Here is a 15,519-nt window from a genome sequence, read left to right on the forward strand (position 1 = left end):
CAAGAATTAACCAAGAATTAACCGAATTAAAGAAGAAATGCCCATATCAACCACTGCGAAGAAAATCGCAAAGAACACAACTGTCGCAATAACAGTCGTTGTTGAGCGGAGTAATTCATCTTTTTTAGGCCAACTTACTTTTTTCATTTCGCGACCTACATCGCCGAAAAAGTTCGTTAAACGCATCTACGGGACCTCCAGTGTATTATTTATTTTGTTTCTTTGTGAACTGTATGCTTATTGCATGTTTTACAAAACTTCTTTATCTCAAGTCGCTCTACTGAGCTCGTATCTTTCATCGTAGAGTAGTTTCGATTTTTACACTCTTCACATGAGAGTACAACTTTTTTCCTCATTAGTTACACCAACCTTGTAACATTGTCCCTAAAAATGTATCATACAACAAAAGACAATGTCAATGTCATGACTTTCACTCTCTTAACAAAAAGAAAACAGGTGAATTATTTTACACCTGCGGCACTTGCTATGAATTTAAAGTTGTACTCTCTCTCATCTCCATATATCTTTCTAATTTCCTTTTTACACGCTGCAATGCGTTATCAATAGATTTCACATGCCTGTTTAACTGTTCTGAAATTTCTTGATAGGAACGACCATCTAAGTATAAAGAGAGCACTTTTCTTTCTAAATCGCTTAATAATTCAGATATTTTTGATTCTATGTCTGTATATTCTTCCTGACTGATAATCATCTCTTCTGGATCAGTTACTTTCGATTCCGAAATAACATCTAATAATGTTCGATCAGATTCCTCATCGTAAATTGGCTTGTCTAAAGACACATACGAATTTAACGGAATATGTTTTTGCCTTGTTGCTGTTTTAATAGCGGTAATAATTTGTCGAGTGATACACAGTTCAGCAAATGCTTTGAACGAAGACAGCTTGTCCCCTTTATAATCACGAATGGCTTTAAACAATCCAATCATGCCTTCTTGAACAATATCTTCTCGATCGGCACCCACTAAGAAATAAGATCTTGATTTCGCGCGAACAAAGTTCTTATATTTGTGAATTAAATATTCTAGAGCGTCAGTATTACCTTTTCGAACTAACTCAACGATTGCCTCATCCTCTAAATCACGAAATGTAACGTCGCCTACACTTACGAAGCCTGCTTCCACCTTGATCCCTCCGACCGCTATATATTTAGCAATATTATACAGTAAAAAGATAAAGAGCGTCAATGCTTCAACGCTCTCCTCTTCTTAATTTTTCTAATTTTTCTGTAATATCTTCACTAAATATCTTTCGCATGGCGGGTTGCTTTTCTTTCGTGTCTTTTGTACGCCTTCTTACTTGTTGTTCCATCGCTTGCACTTCTAACTCTAATTCACGCGCAGATTTTCGAAGTGCACCTTGCGCAAATATAATCCACTGCTCCGTATAATCCGAAGTTGCAACGTATATTTGTGTATTTATATTTCTAAGCTCAATCGCAAGTTGCTCTATCTTTTCATCTGCAGTTTGATTCTTTCTCGTGAATATTACTTCCACCCGCGATTGTTTCATCTTTTTTTCAATACCATAGACTGTATAGGCATCAAAGACAATCATTACCTTTGTGCCTGTATAGCCTTGATAATCCGCCATCTTATCAATAAGTGCGTCTCTTGATGATTGTAAATCTACATCCCGCAGTTTCTTCAAGTCTCCCCAAGCCCCGATAATGTTGTAACCGTCAACGATTAAAATATCGTCCATTTTTTATTTACCAATTTCGTGACGTTTACGATATACCTCATACATTAACAAACTTGCGGCTACTGAAGCATTTAAGGATGTAACTTTACCGACCATCGGTAAAGTAATTAGGAAATCACACTTTTCACCAATAATACGACTCATACCTTTTCCTTCACTACCAATTACTAGTCCGATTGGCATATTACCATCTAAATTACGGTAATCTGTTTTCCCTTTGGCATCTGTACCAGCAATCCAAAGTCCACGTTCTTTTAATTCATCAATTGTACGCGATAAATTTGTTACACGTGCAACAGGAATATATTCAATTGCCCCAGTCGACGCTTTCGCAACTGACGCTGTAAGTCCCACCGCTCTTCTTTTCGGAATAATAACCCCATGAGCACCTGTTGCATCCGCAGTACGCATAATAGAACCTAAGTTATGTGGGTCTTCAATTTCATCTAAAATTAAGAAGAACGGATCTTCATTACGTTTTTCTGCTAATTTAAACAAATCCTCTAACTCAGCATATTGATATGCAGCTACTTGAGCAATTACACCTTGATGATTTCCCTCAACCAATTGATCTAATTTCTTCTTTGGTGCGTGTTGCAAAATAACCTTATTCTCTTTTGCTAATGCTAGTACAATCTGCACTTGTCCTTTGGCAGCACCTTCCGCTACCAAAATTTTATTAATATCTCGCCCCGCTCTTAAAGCTTCAATTACAGGGTTACGTCCGATAATATATTCACTACTCATGATGATGTGCTCCCTTCCTTTTCGTCCAAAACGTCAATCGCCTTATATACAATCTCGTCCAATCTTTCACGATTATTCAACAAGTGATGATAACCGATTAGCGCTTCAAAGGCTGTACTGTATCGATATGTTTGTACATCTGTATTTTTCGGAACAGTACCCGAATTTGCATTACGCCCTCTTCTTAATACCGCCTCTTCCTCTTCTGTCAAAAATGCCGTATCTAATAAATGATAAACAACTTTCGCCTGTGCTTTTGCCGAAACAAAGCTCGTCCCTAAGCGATGTAATTGATTAGGGCGAACTTTCCCCTTTTGAAGGAGGTGATAGCGGATATATTGTTCATATACCGCATCACCCATATATGCTAACGCTAAGCTGTTCAATTGCTTTGCATCAATCATTCTTATCCTCTTTTCCATCTTGTACCTTGAGCGGTATCTTCTAAAATAATATTACGTCCTTTTAAATCATCGCGAATTTGATCAGATAATGCGAAGTCACGATTTTGACGAGCTTCAATACGCTTTTGGATTAGTGCTTCAATTTCTTCATCAAGCAACTCTTCTTGTGCTAATTCTAATCCTAAAATACTAAATAATGTTTCAAGTTGTTTTACATACGCTTCAATTACAATTTTAGAAGTATGTTCTTCTAACAAATATTGATTTGCGTGATTTGCTACGTTATATAATTCAGTAATCGCATTAGCCGTATTGAAATCATCATCCATCGCTTCTTCGAATGCAACCTGGAACTTTTCCATTTCAGCTAACCATTTTTCATTATGGTCCGTTAAATCCGTACTACTTTCCATACGATGCTTTAAGTTACCGTAAGCTGTTTTAATTCTTTCTAGTCCATTATTCGTACTTTGCAATAAATCTTCGCTAAAGTTAATTGGGTGACGGTAATGTACCGATAACATAAAGAACCTAATTAACTGTGGATCATATTGTTTAATAATATCATGAACTAAAATGAAGTTTCCAAGCGACTTAGACATCTTCTCGTTATTAATATTAATATATCCATTATGCATCCAATAACGTGCAAATGTTTTTCCTGTCAACGCCTCAGACTGCGCAATTTCATTTTCATGATGAGGAAATGCTAAATCTTGACCACCAGCATGAATATCAATTGTATCCCCTAAATATTTACGTGCCATTGCTGAGCATTCAATATGCCACCCTGGGCGTCCTTTCCCCCAAGGGCTTTCCCAGAAGATTTCTCCTTCTTTCGCAGCTTTCCATAAAACAAAGTCAAGAGGGTCTTGTTTCTTTTCTCCTACTTCAATACGTGCACCGTGACGTAAGTCTGCAATTGGTTGATGTGATAATTTACCGTAACCTTCGAATTCTTTCGTTTTAAAGTACACATCACCTTCTGATTCATATGCATACCCTTTATTCACAAGTTCTTGAATAAATTCAATAATGATATCCATATTTTCTGTTACACGTGGATGAACCGTTGCATGCTTGCAACCTAGTGCCGTTACATCTTCAAAGTAAGCTTCAACAAAACGATCTGCAATTGTTGGCACATCCTCACCTAATTCATTTGCCGCCTTAATTAATTTATCATCCACGTCAGTAAAGTTAGATACATACTGCACATCATATCCTTTATATTCTAAGTAACGGCGTACTGTATCAAATACCATAGGTGGTCTTGCATTCCCAATGTGAATGTAGTTATACACTGTAGGTCCGCACACATACATCTTTACCTTATTTTCTTCTAATGGCATAAACTCTTCTTTTTGACGCGTTAACGTATTATAAATGTGAATAGTCATTTTTATCCTTCCTTTCTACCTTTACTTCGAGTTGCTTTCTCAATTTATCAAGTTCTGCTTCCATAACCTTTAATTTATCAAAAATCGGATCCGGAAGATCAGAATGATTTAATTCTTGACCAATCTTTACTCCATTTTGAATGACGACTCGGCCAGGTATACCTACAACTGTAGAATGCGCTGGAACTTCCTTCAACACGACAGATCCTGCTCCAATTTTAGAATTCTCTCCAACAGTAATAGAACCTAGTACTTTAGCACCTGTTGCAATTAATACATTATCCTGAATTGTAGGGTGCCTCTTTCCTTTTTCTTTACCTGTACCACCTAATGTGACACCTTGATAAATTGTTACGTTTTCGCCAATTTCACACGTTTCGCCAATTACAACCCCCATTCCATGATCAATGAAAAAACGACGACCAATAGTTGCTCCTGGATGAATCTCAATGCCAGTAAAAAAACGACTAACTTGCGAAATCCAACGTGCCATAAAGAAAAAATTCCTTTTATAAAAAGCATGTGCAATTCGATGGGTCCAAACTGCATGTAATCCAGAGTAAGTTAAAATGACTTCGAAATAACTTCGTGCCGCTGGATCCTGTTCAAAAACGACTTCAATATCTTCCCGAAGCCTCTTAAACATCGATGTTCCCTCCCCTTTATGGGCTGCTTTTTTCGAGTGAACTAACTCCCCCTAAATCTTTATACAAGGGGATAAAACTTATACTCACACCCATTTACATGGTATAAAAAAAAGACGCCTCTGTCATATAGACAGAGACGCCTTTTAAGCGCGGTTCCACTCTGTTTAGGCTAAAGAAGCCTCAAACTCATCCATGATAACGGTTTACACCGCTTCTGTTTACTTTGCGCCCTAAGACGTTCCGCGAAATACTTCGCTGTTCAACAGAAGACTCGAAGGGGCATTTCAAAAATCCGCTTATAAACCACTTCCAGCCTAAGGGTGGTTCTCTCTGTAAAAAGCCTGATTTTCTACTTCTCCTTCTCGTCGCTTTTCCTTATTAGATTTTAGGTATACTTATTATATTGCTAAACCTAGAAAATGTTAACCAATTACTTTTTGAATACGATTTAAAACTTTTTCTTTTCCAAGAAGAGCAATAGCGTTAGGAAGCTCTGGACCATGTGTTTGTCCAGTAGTAGCAACACGGATTGGCATAAATAGGTTTTTACCTTTATGTCCTGTTTCCTTTTGAACTGCTTTAATAGCCGCCTTAACTGCCGCTGGCTCCATTGCTTCTAAAGCTTCTAATTGATCGGCAAATGTACGAAGTACTTCAGGTACTTGTTCACCCTTCAATACTTCTTGTCCCTCTTCTTCATGATCAACATGATCTTTAAAGAACATTTCAGAAAGCTCTACAATTTCAGCTCCAAAGCTCATTTGGTCATGATATAAAGCAATTACATCACGAACCCATGCTTGTTCTTGTTCACTTAAGTTTTCACCTACGCGACCCGCTTTCACTAAATGCGGTAAGCTTAGTTCAACAACCGTATCTAAATCTTGTTTTTTCATATATTGGTTGTTCATCCATTTTAGTTTTTGAGAATCAAATAATGCAGGTGATTTTGATAAACGAGCTGCATCAAACATTTTGATAAACTCATCTTGAGAGAAGATTTCTTCTTCACCTACTGGTGACCAACCTAGTAATGCAATAAAGTTAAAGATTGCTTCTGGAAGATATCCAAGCTCTTTATATTGCTCAATAAATTGAATAATAGATTCGTCACGCTTACTTAGCTTTTTACGGCTTTCGTTTACAATTAAAGTCATATGACCGAACTTCGGGATATCCCAACCGAAAGCTTCATAAATCATCATTTGTTTTGGCGTGTTTGAAATATGATCATCACCACGAAGTACGTGTGTAATCTCCATTAAGTGATCATCTACCGCTACCGCAAAGTTATAAGTTGGAATTCCATCTTTTTTCACGATAACGAAATCACCAAAATCATTTGAATGGAATGCAACTTCATCTTTTACGATATCTTTAAACGTGAAGTCGCTATCAGCCGGCACACGGAAGCGAATACTTGGAATACGGCCTTCAGCCTCAAATCCTTTAATTTGCTCCTCAGTTAAATCACGGTGGTTTCCTGCATAACGCGGTGTTTCACTACGAGCGATTTGTCCTTCACGCTCTGCCTCTAGCTCTTCTTCTGTCATATAACATTTGTAAGCTAAATCACGCTCTAATAAATCTTCATATAATTTTTTATAAATATCTAAACGCTCTGTTTGACGATATGGTCCAAATTCACCACCAACATCAACACCTTCATCCCAGTCCATACCGAGCCATTTCAAGTATTTTAATTGGCTTTCTTCTCCACCAGCAACATTACGTTTCACATCAGTATCTTCAATACGAATAATAAACTTACCATCTTGATGACGAGCAAATAAATAATTAAATAATGCCGTACGCGCATTTCCGATATGTAAGTGTCCTGTTGGACTTGGCGCATAGCGCACTCTCACTTGCTTTTCCATAGTTGGTACACCTTCCAATCTTAATGTCAACACATTCTATAATTGTACACCAAAAAAACGTGATTATCCATCTTACGAATTAAAAACCACTATTTTTTCTGTAATAAAACAACCGCTTGAGAAGCAATCCCTTCTTCTCTACCTGTAAATCCTAATTTTTCTGTTGTTGTTGCCTTTACATTAATATTATCAATAGACGTTTCTAGTAGTTCACTAATGCGTTTACGCATGCTTTCAATATGCGGTGCCATTTTTGGCTTTTGGGCAATAATTGTACAATCTAGGTTCCCTAGCTCATAACCTTGTTCACGTACAAATTCCCAAACCTTTTGTAACAATACAGCTGAATCCGCATCTTTAAAGGCAGGATCTGTATCAGGAAAATGCTTTCCAATATCTCCTGCTGCAATTGCTCCTAGACATGCGTCAGCAATCGTATGTAACAATACATCTGCATCCGAGTGACCGATTAATCCTTTTTCATGAGGAATTGTAATTCCGCCGATAATTAACGGTCTACCTTCCGCAAATTCATGTACATCAAAACCTTGTCCAATTCGAAACATTCTTTACATCCTCCTCAGTCTAAACTACTTTATGAATTCTATATTATATTGCTATCTCTATAAAGAAAAGCTCGGCAACTGCCGAGCTTTTCTTTACTATAATACCATCACTTCTATTTCTCCTGAACATGAAGGAAACTTTCAGCAATTAGTAAATCCTCTGGAGTCGTCACTTTAATATTATAGTAACTCCCCTCTACTACGCCTACTTGCTTCCCGACACGTTCTACGAGACTTGCATCATCTGTACCAAGAAAACAACTTTGCTTTGCACTTCTATGAGCTTCTAATAAAAGAGGAACAGAAAATCCTTGCGGTGTTTGAACCGCTTTAAGCTGAGAACGTTCTACCGTTTCAACAACAACACCCTGTTCTACTTTCTTAATTGTATCCTTCACTGGCACTGCACAAATGGAAGCACCATATTTCTCTGCTACAGTTAATACATCTTGCATCATCTTATTCGTTACGAACGGGCGCGCACCATCGTGTACGAGAACATACTCAACTCCGCTCACATACTGAAGCGCATTATACACACTATCTTGTCTTTCAGCCCCGCCTTGAATAAATTGCACCTGCTTTTCAACCGGGTACTTCTGCATTAACTCCTCAAAATAAGGACGTTCCTCTTCGTTAATTGCCATGATAATACATTTACATGCTTTATCTTTTTCAAAAGCACGTAATGTATGCACAATGATAGGTACTCCATCTATAAGTAAGAACAACTTGTTTTTACCAGCACCCATCCGTTTCCCTTGACCCGCTGCCGGAATAATTAATGTATACATATTAATAATCCCCTACTTATAATGCTTTTTCTAATAATTTACGTTTTGCGAAAATCATACGACCAGCCGATGTTTGCAACACACTTGTAACTAGTACATTAAGTTGCGAACCGACATATTCTCTACCGTCTTCTACTACAATCATCGTGCCATCATCTAAGTATGCAACACCTTGATTTTGTTCTTTACCATCTTTCACAACATAAACACTTAATTCTTCACCAGGGAGTACGACTGGTTTAATTGCATTTGCTAAATCGTTAATGTTTAACACTGTTACTCCTTGTAGTTCAGAAACTTTGTTTAAGTTGAAATCATTTGTTACAACAGTTCCACCAGTGATTTTAGCTAACTTTACAAGCTTGCTATCCACCTCTTGGATATCCTCAAAATCGCCTTCATAAATTTCCACCGGAATTGGTAGCTCTTTTTGAATACGATTTAAAATGTCTAATCCTCTGCGACCACGATTACGCTTTAAAGCATCAGAAGAATCGGCAATATGCTGAAGCTCTTCTAATACGAATTGTGGAATCACAATTGTTCCTTCTAAAAACTTCGTTTGGCAAATATCCGCAATACGTCCATCAATAATTACACTTGTATCGAGAATTTTCCAATGAGTTGTAGATTTTTCTACCTCTACCTCTTCGTTCTCGCTATTGTTTTTCTTCTTACCTCCGCGCTGGGGTAATGTAAATAATCCTAGCAATTCATTTCTCTTTTTAAATCCTACTTGGAATCCTAAATAACCAAGTAAAAGAGTAAAGAACACTTGTAATACTGTACTAATGACTGGAATCGTGAATTCACGAATTGGTATCAAAATTAAATATGCAACAATAAGACCAGAGATCAACCCTAATGTACCAAATAAAACATCCGCTACCGGTGCCTTTACAAGGGCTTCTTCGATATGTTTAATAAGTTGAACAATATAATCTACAAGCCAAAATGTTGTTAAAAATAAAATAATGGCACCAATAATTGCACGAACGTACGATCCCTCAAGCCAAGGAACAGCACCGACGTCCAATACATTAATAACTTTTGGGATTAGAAAAATCCCTAACGCTCCCCCGATCACTAAAAAGAAGAGCTGTACGATCCTTTTTAACATCCAACCACCTCCTACTCATTATTAACCATTGTTTTGCTAATCAAAACGCCGAATGCAAAAGCGGACGTGTTTTTTTATATAAATAGTTTTATTTACCAATATACCATATCATATACCAAAAATGTTCTAGTGTCGTTATATTATGGAATCAATGTAATATTCTTAATTGTGTCTACTCATATAGAGATGCTCTTGAATTCTTTTTAGGCCCTCTCGTATTTTCTTCGCCCTAACTTCCCCAATTCCTTCCACATCATCCAATTCATTAATAGTTGCACGACAAACACCTTGTAGCGTTTTAAATCGATTAATTAAATTTTCAATGATAAGTGGTGGAACACGAGAAATTTTGCTTGCGATTCGGTATCCCCTCGGTGTCACGCTTTCTTCTAAGCTCATTTGCCCTGGATAGCCAAGCAATTTAACTAAATCGCTATCCTCTAAAAGCTGTGTATTTGCAAGATCTTGTAACTTTTTCAAAATTTGATGGTGATCCTGCGTTTTTTCTTGATAATAATCCTTAATTAATAACGCTGCCTCTGCTTCTAAGTCGGCTAGTAATTCTGTAAGTTGTAAACGAATTAACCTTCCTTCCGTTCCTAACTCATGAATGTAGCTCACTATTTCATTTTTAATACGCAGTACCATTTCAACACTATGTAAAACGTGAACTACCTCGGACATTGTAACAACCTCTTCAAATTCTAGAATGCCCAAATTCGTAATCCCATCATTCCATACAGCTTTATATTTTTCTAACGTTTGAATAGCTTGGTTTGCCTTTGTTAAAATTACACCTATATCTTTTAGTGTATAACGTAAGTTCCCTTGATATAGTGTAATTACGTTACGTCTTTGTGAAATAGCCACAACAAGGCTAGCCGTCTGCTTTGCTACACGCTCTGCCGTTCGGTGACGCATACCTGTTTCAATAGAATCAATGGATGGATCTGGAACTAATTGTGCATTTGCAATTAAAATTTTGCTCCCAGTTTCATTTAAAATAAGTGCCCCATCCATTTTTGCTAATTCATATAAACTAGCCGGGGAGAATGCACAATTAATGTGAAATCCTCCATCAACAATACTTTTAATCTGCTCATTATACCCAAGAACAATTAGCCCTCCAGTTTGCGCACGAAGTACGTTATCTATCCCTTCGCGTAGTGGTGTTCCTGGGGCAACGAGCTGTAGAATGTTAATCATACTTTTGACACGTTGCTTGTTTTCCTCCATAGCCTAGCCTCCTAATGTCAAACGAAGCGCCTCTCCTAAATTAGAAACACCTACTACCTCAATCCCATCTGGAATTGTCCATCCTCCCAAATTTTTTCTAGGAATAATAGCACGTTGAAATCCTAATTTTGCTGCTTCTTGTACACGTTGTTCAATTCTTGATACTCTTCTTATTTCTCCAGTTAGGCCTACTTCTCCTATTACCGCATCGGTTGGTGCAGTAGCTTTATCTCTGAAACTTGAAGCAATACTTAAGGCAACAGCTAAATCGATTGCTGGTTCATCTAATTTCAAGCCACCCGCGACTTTTAAATATGCGTCTTGATTTTGCAACAATAAACCTGTTCTTTTTTCTAGCACTGCCATAATAAGTGAAACGCGATTATGATCAATTCCCGTCGCCATTCTTCGAGGATTTCCAAAACTAGTAGGGGAGATTAATGCTTGTATTTCTACTAAAACCGGTCTTGTTCCTTCCATTGAAGCAACCACTGTGGATCCTGCAACTCCAACTGGACGTTCCTCAAGGAAAATTTCAGAAGGATTTAGTACTTCTGCAAGACCTAGTTCCTTCATTTCAAAGATACCCATTTCATTTGTGGAACCAAAACGGTTCTTCACAGCTCGCAAAATACGATATGTATGGTGACGATCTCCTTCAAAGTAAAGAACTGCATCAACCATATGTTCTAGCATACGTGGTCCTGCAATTGCCCCTTCTTTCGTCACATGTCCGACGATAAAAATAGGAATCCCTTTCGTCTTTGCAAGCTTCATTAATTCCGCTGTACATTCACGTACTTGCGCTACACTTCCTGGGGCTGACGTCACTTCAGGTAAATGTATCGTCTGAATGGAGTCAATAACAACAAAAGCTGGATTCATCTCTTCAATGTGTGCTGCAATTCGTTGTAAATCAGTTTCTGCTACAACAAATAGATTACTACCCTTTACATGCAAACGATCTGCACGAAGTTTAATCTGCTTTGCTGACTCCTCACCTGATATGTATAGTACATCATATGAAGAATCTGCTAATTGCGATGAAATTTGTAATAACAATGTTGATTTTCCAATCCCGGGGTCTCCACCAATAAGTACTAAAGATCCATCTACAATCCCGCCACCAAGTACACGGTTAAACTCTTGAAATTTCGTTTCAATACGCGCCTCAGAATTTGTTTCTACCTCTGTTAAGCGTCTTGGTTTTGTTACTTCTGATTGAATTGCATTGACATAATTAAGGCGCCTTGATGATACAACTGGTTCCATCTCTTCAACAAGCGTATTCCATTTACCACACCCAGGACATTTCCCCATATATTTTGGCGACTGATAACCACACTCTTGACATGTGAATTTTGTTTTCTTTTTAGCCATATCTTTTATAGTTCACTTCACTTTCATCTACAAACGTTTATCCTTCTCGTACAAGAAAGAGGGCTATCGCGTAGCCCTCTTTGTTTGTCTATACTTATTTTACCTTTTCCGCACTATGAATGACAAATGATTCTCCTTCTATATCAAAGATAACTTTTTGCCCTTTCTCAATAGCACCTTTTAACAGTTCTTCTGATAGTCTATCTTCTACATGTTTTTGAATTGCTCTACGAAGCGGACGAGCACCGTACTCTCGATCAAATCCTTTATCAGCAATTGCTGAAATTGCTCCTTCTGTTAAGTGCAATTCAATCTCTTGTTCTTTTAAGCGATTCACTAACTGATTCACCATAAGAGTTACAATTTCTTGAATATGTTTTTTCTCAAGCATATGGAACACGATAATTTCATCAATACGGTTTAAGAATTCTGGACGAAATGCTTTTTTCAATTCATCCATTACTTTACCTTTCATATCTGAATAATCGCGGCTCTCATCTTGTACGTTAAATCCAAGATGTTTATTACGTTTTAATGCGTCTGCACCAACATTAGACGTCATAATAACAATTGTATTACGGAAATCAACTGTACGTCCTTTAGAATCTGTTAAACGGCCATCTTCTAATACTTGTAGTAAAATATTAAACACGTCAGGATGAGCTTTCTCTACTTCATCTAATAAGACAACTGAATATGGCTTACGACGAACTTTCTCTGTTAATTGTCCACCTTCTTCATATCCAACATATCCTGGAGGAGATCCAACTAAACGAGAGGTAGAATGCTTTTCCATGTACTCAGACATATCAATGCGGATCATTGCATCCTCATCACCGAACATAGATTCCGCTAACGCCCTCGCTAGTTCTGTTTTACCTACACCAGTCGGTCCTAGGAAAATAAATGAGCCAATTGGACGTTTCGGATCTTTTAATCCCGCTCTCGCACGACGAACAGCTTTAGCCACAGCTACAACTGCTTCATCCTGCCCAATTAAACGATCATGTAAAATTGATTCCAAGTTTAATAATTTATCTGTCTCTGTTTGTGCAAGTTTAGAAACTGGAATACGTGTCCATGTGGAAACGACATTTGCAATATCTTCTACTGTTACTTCTGAGTTTTCTTGTCCTTGTTTCTCTTTCCACTGACGCTTTGTATCTTCTAACTTTTCACGTAAACGTTGTTCCATATCACGTAAGGAAGCAGCTTTTTCAAATTCTTGGCTTTGTACAGCCGCATCTTTTTCTTTTCTAATTTCCTCAAGCTTCACTTCAAGCTCTTTTAAGTTTGGTGGTGTTGTATAAGAACGTAAGCGTACTTTTGATGCAGCCTCATCAATTAAATCGATTGCTTTATCAGGTAAAAAACGGTCTGTAATGTAACGATCTGAAAGTTTTACAGCTGCATCGATTGCATCATCTGTAATAGATACGCGGTGATGCGCCTCATAACGGTCACGTAAACCTTTTAAAATTTGAACTGATTCTTCTAAGTTTGGTTCATCAACATGAATTGGTTGGAAACGTCTTTCTAATGCCGCATCCTTTTCAATATATTTACGATATTCGTCTAAAGTTGTTGCACCAATACATTGTAATTCACCACGTGCTAAAGATGGTTTTAAAATATTCGATGCATCAATTGCACCTTCTGCCCCTCCTGCACCAATTAATGTATGAAGCTCATCAATAAATAGAATGATGTTACCAGCTTGGCGAATCTCATCCATCACTTTCTTTAAACGATCCTCAAATTCACCACGATATTTTGTTCCAGCAACAACTGTACCCATATCTAATGTCATAACACGCTTATCTCTTAAAGTTTCAGGAACTTCATTATTTACAATTTGCTGTGCTAATCCTTCCGCAATTGCTGTCTTACCTACACCAGGTTCTCCAATTAATACTGGATTGTTTTTTGTTCTACGGCTTAACACTTCAATTACACGTTGAATTTCTTTACCACGTCCAATAACAGGATCTAAACGATTTTCACGTGCAACAACTGTTAAATCACGTGCTAGACTGTCAAGTGTAGGTGTATTCGCATTTGTTGATGAACCACCTTGGTGACCTGAACTAGCTTCATTACTTCCAAGGAGTTGTAACACTTGTTGTCTTGCTTTGTTTAGGCTTACACCTAAATTATTTAAAACACGTGCTGCTACACCTTCACCTTCACGGATTAAACCAAGTAAAATATGTTCTGTTCCAACGTAGGAATGGCCCAATTTACGAGCTTCGTCCATAGACAACTCAATAACTTTTTTAGCACGAGGTGTGTAATGTACTGTTTGAGAAGCTTCCGTTCCACGTCCAATTAATGCTTCTACCTCTTTTTGAACTTTCTCTGGACTTAATCCAAGAGCAATTAACGCTTTTGCTGCAATTCCTTCACCTTCGCGTACAAGCCCAAGTAAAATATGTTCTGTTCCAATATTATTATGCCCAATGCGAATTGCTTCCTCTTGAGATAAAGCTAATACTTTCTGTGCTCGTTCTGTAAATCTTCCAAACATCATAGAAATCGCCTCCTACTTGCGCTTAATTTTGTTCAATTCGTAATCGCTCACGGATTAAGGTTGCTCTTCGATAATCTCTTTCTTCTGGTCCTAGAGGTCCTCCTGCATATTGTTGCAAAATGCCTGGCTGAGTAAGAACCATTAACTCAGTTAAAATATTTCTCGATATACCTTGTATATATCCTAAGTCAATACCAAGTCGTACATCTGATAAGCAAGTGGCTGCTTCTGCAGATTGAATTAAACGACTGTTAGCTAGTATTCCGTAAGAACGATATACTTTATCTTCAAGCTCAATACTTGAATTTTGTACAATTAATTCTCTAGCCATTTTTTCTTGATGGATGATTTGTTGAATGACACTCTTTAAATCTGCAATAATATCTTCTTCTGATTTCCCTAGTGTCATTTGATTTGACACTTGAAATATATTACCTAACGCTTCGCTACCTTCACCGTATATTCCTCTTACTACTAACCCTAATTTTTGAATTACTTGTATAATACGGTTAATTCTTTTCGTTAAAACCAGTCCCGGCAAATGAATCATTACCGAAGCCCTTAATCCTGTACCGACGTTAGTGGGGCAACTCGTAATATATCCAAGCGATTCATCAAAAGCATATTCAACCTGTTCCTCGATCCAGTTATCTATTTGATTGGCACTTTGAAGCGCCTCTGATAACTGTAAACCCGAAAATAGGCACTGAATCCTAACATGATCCTCTTCATTAAGCATGATACTTATATGTTCACTTTCTGATAGTAGGCATGCTCCGTATTCTGTTCCTGCAAGATTCGGACTAATTAAATGCTTCTCAACTAAAACTCTCCTTTGGAGAGGATTTAATTCATTCATTTTTAATAATTCAAACTCCCCAAAAGGTTCTACAGGTTTATTTATAAACTTCTTCTTAAATAACTCATGAATCTGTTTAGCTTCTTCCTCGTTTTGCATAGTAGAGAATTGATATTTTTTAAAATTACGAGCCAAACGAATTCGACTACTTAAAACAATATCAGAATCAGGGCCATCCCCCTTCATCCATGGACTAATCGCTTCATTCATGATTCTGTCCAGTGACATAGAA

General features: G+C 37.5%; 16 protein-coding genes and 1 other annotated feature. All 16 genes read right to left on the reverse strand.

The features are described 5' to 3' along the window. Positions 1-6: 6 nt before the first annotated feature. The 16 genes from secE to MKX77_RS23575 all read right to left on the reverse strand — a co-directional run bounded on the left by secE (position 7) and on the right by MKX77_RS23575 (position 15,515). Positions 7-186: a preprotein translocase subunit SecE gene (gene secE / locus MKX77_RS23500; RefSeq protein ID WP_002009797.1), complete on the reverse strand. Its 180-nt coding sequence runs from the start codon at positions 184-186 to the stop codon at positions 7-9. 23 nt (positions 187-209) lie between these two features. After that, the gene (rpmG, locus tag MKX77_RS23505) at positions 210-356 is read right to left on the reverse strand and encodes a 50S ribosomal protein L33 (protein WP_012260172.1); all 147 of its coding nucleotides are present in this window, start codon (positions 354-356) and stop codon (positions 210-212) included. A gap of 128 nt (positions 357-484) precedes the next feature. After that, a complete protein-coding gene (locus MKX77_RS23510) occupies positions 485-1,144 on the reverse strand; it encodes an RNA polymerase sporulation sigma factor SigH (protein WP_002009799.1) in 660 nt (219 codons plus the stop codon). Positions 1,145-1,211: 67 nt separating this feature from the next. Next, positions 1,212-1,724, reverse strand: coding sequence for an NYN domain-containing protein (locus MKX77_RS23515; RefSeq protein WP_070140529.1), 513 nt, complete (start codon positions 1,722-1,724; stop codon positions 1,212-1,214). A 3-nt stretch (positions 1,725-1,727) separates the two neighbouring features. Next, complete coding sequence (rlmB, locus tag MKX77_RS23520) at positions 1,728-2,471, reverse strand: 23S rRNA (guanosine(2251)-2'-O)-methyltransferase RlmB (RefSeq protein ID WP_002091503.1); 744 nt, start codon at positions 2,469-2,471, stop codon at positions 1,728-1,730. After that, entirely contained in the window at positions 2,468-2,875 is a 408-nt protein-coding gene (locus MKX77_RS23525; protein ID WP_341307905.1) for a Mini-ribonuclease 3, read from the reverse strand. The genes rlmB and MKX77_RS23525 overlap by 4 nt, the downstream gene beginning before the upstream one ends. Before the next feature lie 2 nt (positions 2,876-2,877). Beyond that, complete coding sequence (cysS, locus tag MKX77_RS23530; protein ID WP_078174993.1) at positions 2,878-4,275, reverse strand: cysteine--tRNA ligase; 1,398 nt, start codon at positions 4,273-4,275, stop codon at positions 2,878-2,880. Further along, positions 4,256-4,921 (reverse strand): serine O-acetyltransferase, encoded by a 666-nt coding sequence (gene cysE, locus MKX77_RS23535; protein WP_215554959.1) that lies wholly within the window; start codon positions 4,919-4,921, stop codon positions 4,256-4,258. Before cysE ends, cysS begins: the two co-directional genes overlap by 20 nt. Before the next feature lie 130 nt (positions 4,922-5,051). Then, positions 5,052-5,297, reverse strand: a binding site (T-box leader). A 47-nt stretch (positions 5,298-5,344) separates the two neighbouring features. Continuing rightward, positions 5,345-6,802: a glutamate--tRNA ligase gene (gene gltX / locus MKX77_RS23540; RefSeq protein ID WP_215554958.1), complete on the reverse strand. Its 1,458-nt coding sequence runs from the start codon at positions 6,800-6,802 to the stop codon at positions 5,345-5,347. 89 nt (positions 6,803-6,891) lie between these two features. Then, the gene (ispF, locus tag MKX77_RS23545; protein ID WP_000488386.1) at positions 6,892-7,368 is read right to left on the reverse strand and encodes a 2-C-methyl-D-erythritol 2,4-cyclodiphosphate synthase; all 477 of its coding nucleotides are present in this window, start codon (positions 7,366-7,368) and stop codon (positions 6,892-6,894) included. A gap of 113 nt (positions 7,369-7,481) precedes the next feature. Further along, complete coding sequence (gene ispD / locus MKX77_RS23550; RefSeq protein WP_215554957.1) at positions 7,482-8,162, reverse strand: 2-C-methyl-D-erythritol 4-phosphate cytidylyltransferase; 681 nt, start codon at positions 8,160-8,162, stop codon at positions 7,482-7,484. 16 nt (positions 8,163-8,178) lie between these two features. Further along, a complete protein-coding gene (locus MKX77_RS23555; protein WP_002159616.1) occupies positions 8,179-9,282 on the reverse strand; it encodes a PIN/TRAM domain-containing protein in 1,104 nt (367 codons plus the stop codon). A gap of 162 nt (positions 9,283-9,444) precedes the next feature. Continuing rightward, positions 9,445-10,518 (reverse strand): DNA integrity scanning diadenylate cyclase DisA, encoded by a 1,074-nt coding sequence (gene disA / locus MKX77_RS23560; RefSeq protein ID WP_000392162.1) that lies wholly within the window; start codon positions 10,516-10,518, stop codon positions 9,445-9,447. A gap of 3 nt (positions 10,519-10,521) precedes the next feature. After that, on the reverse strand, positions 10,522-11,898 hold the full coding sequence (gene radA, locus MKX77_RS23565; RefSeq protein ID WP_002159617.1) for a DNA repair protein RadA: 1,377 nt from the start codon (positions 11,896-11,898) through the stop codon (positions 10,522-10,524). Positions 11,899-11,992: 94 nt separating this feature from the next. Next, positions 11,993-14,428 (reverse strand): ATP-dependent protease ATP-binding subunit ClpC, encoded by a 2,436-nt coding sequence (clpC, locus tag MKX77_RS23570; RefSeq protein ID WP_215554956.1) that lies wholly within the window; start codon positions 14,426-14,428, stop codon positions 11,993-11,995. A 22-nt stretch (positions 14,429-14,450) separates the two neighbouring features. Next, positions 14,451-15,515, reverse strand: coding sequence for a protein arginine kinase (locus MKX77_RS23575; RefSeq protein ID WP_002091490.1), 1,065 nt, complete (start codon positions 15,513-15,515; stop codon positions 14,451-14,453). Positions 15,516-15,519 lie beyond the last annotated feature (4 nt).

The sequence above is a fragment of the Bacillus sp. FSL R9-9410 genome, assembly GCF_038050385.1.
GTDB classification, from domain to species: Bacteria; Bacillota; Bacilli; order Bacillales; family Bacillaceae_G; genus Bacillus_A; species Bacillus_A cereus_U.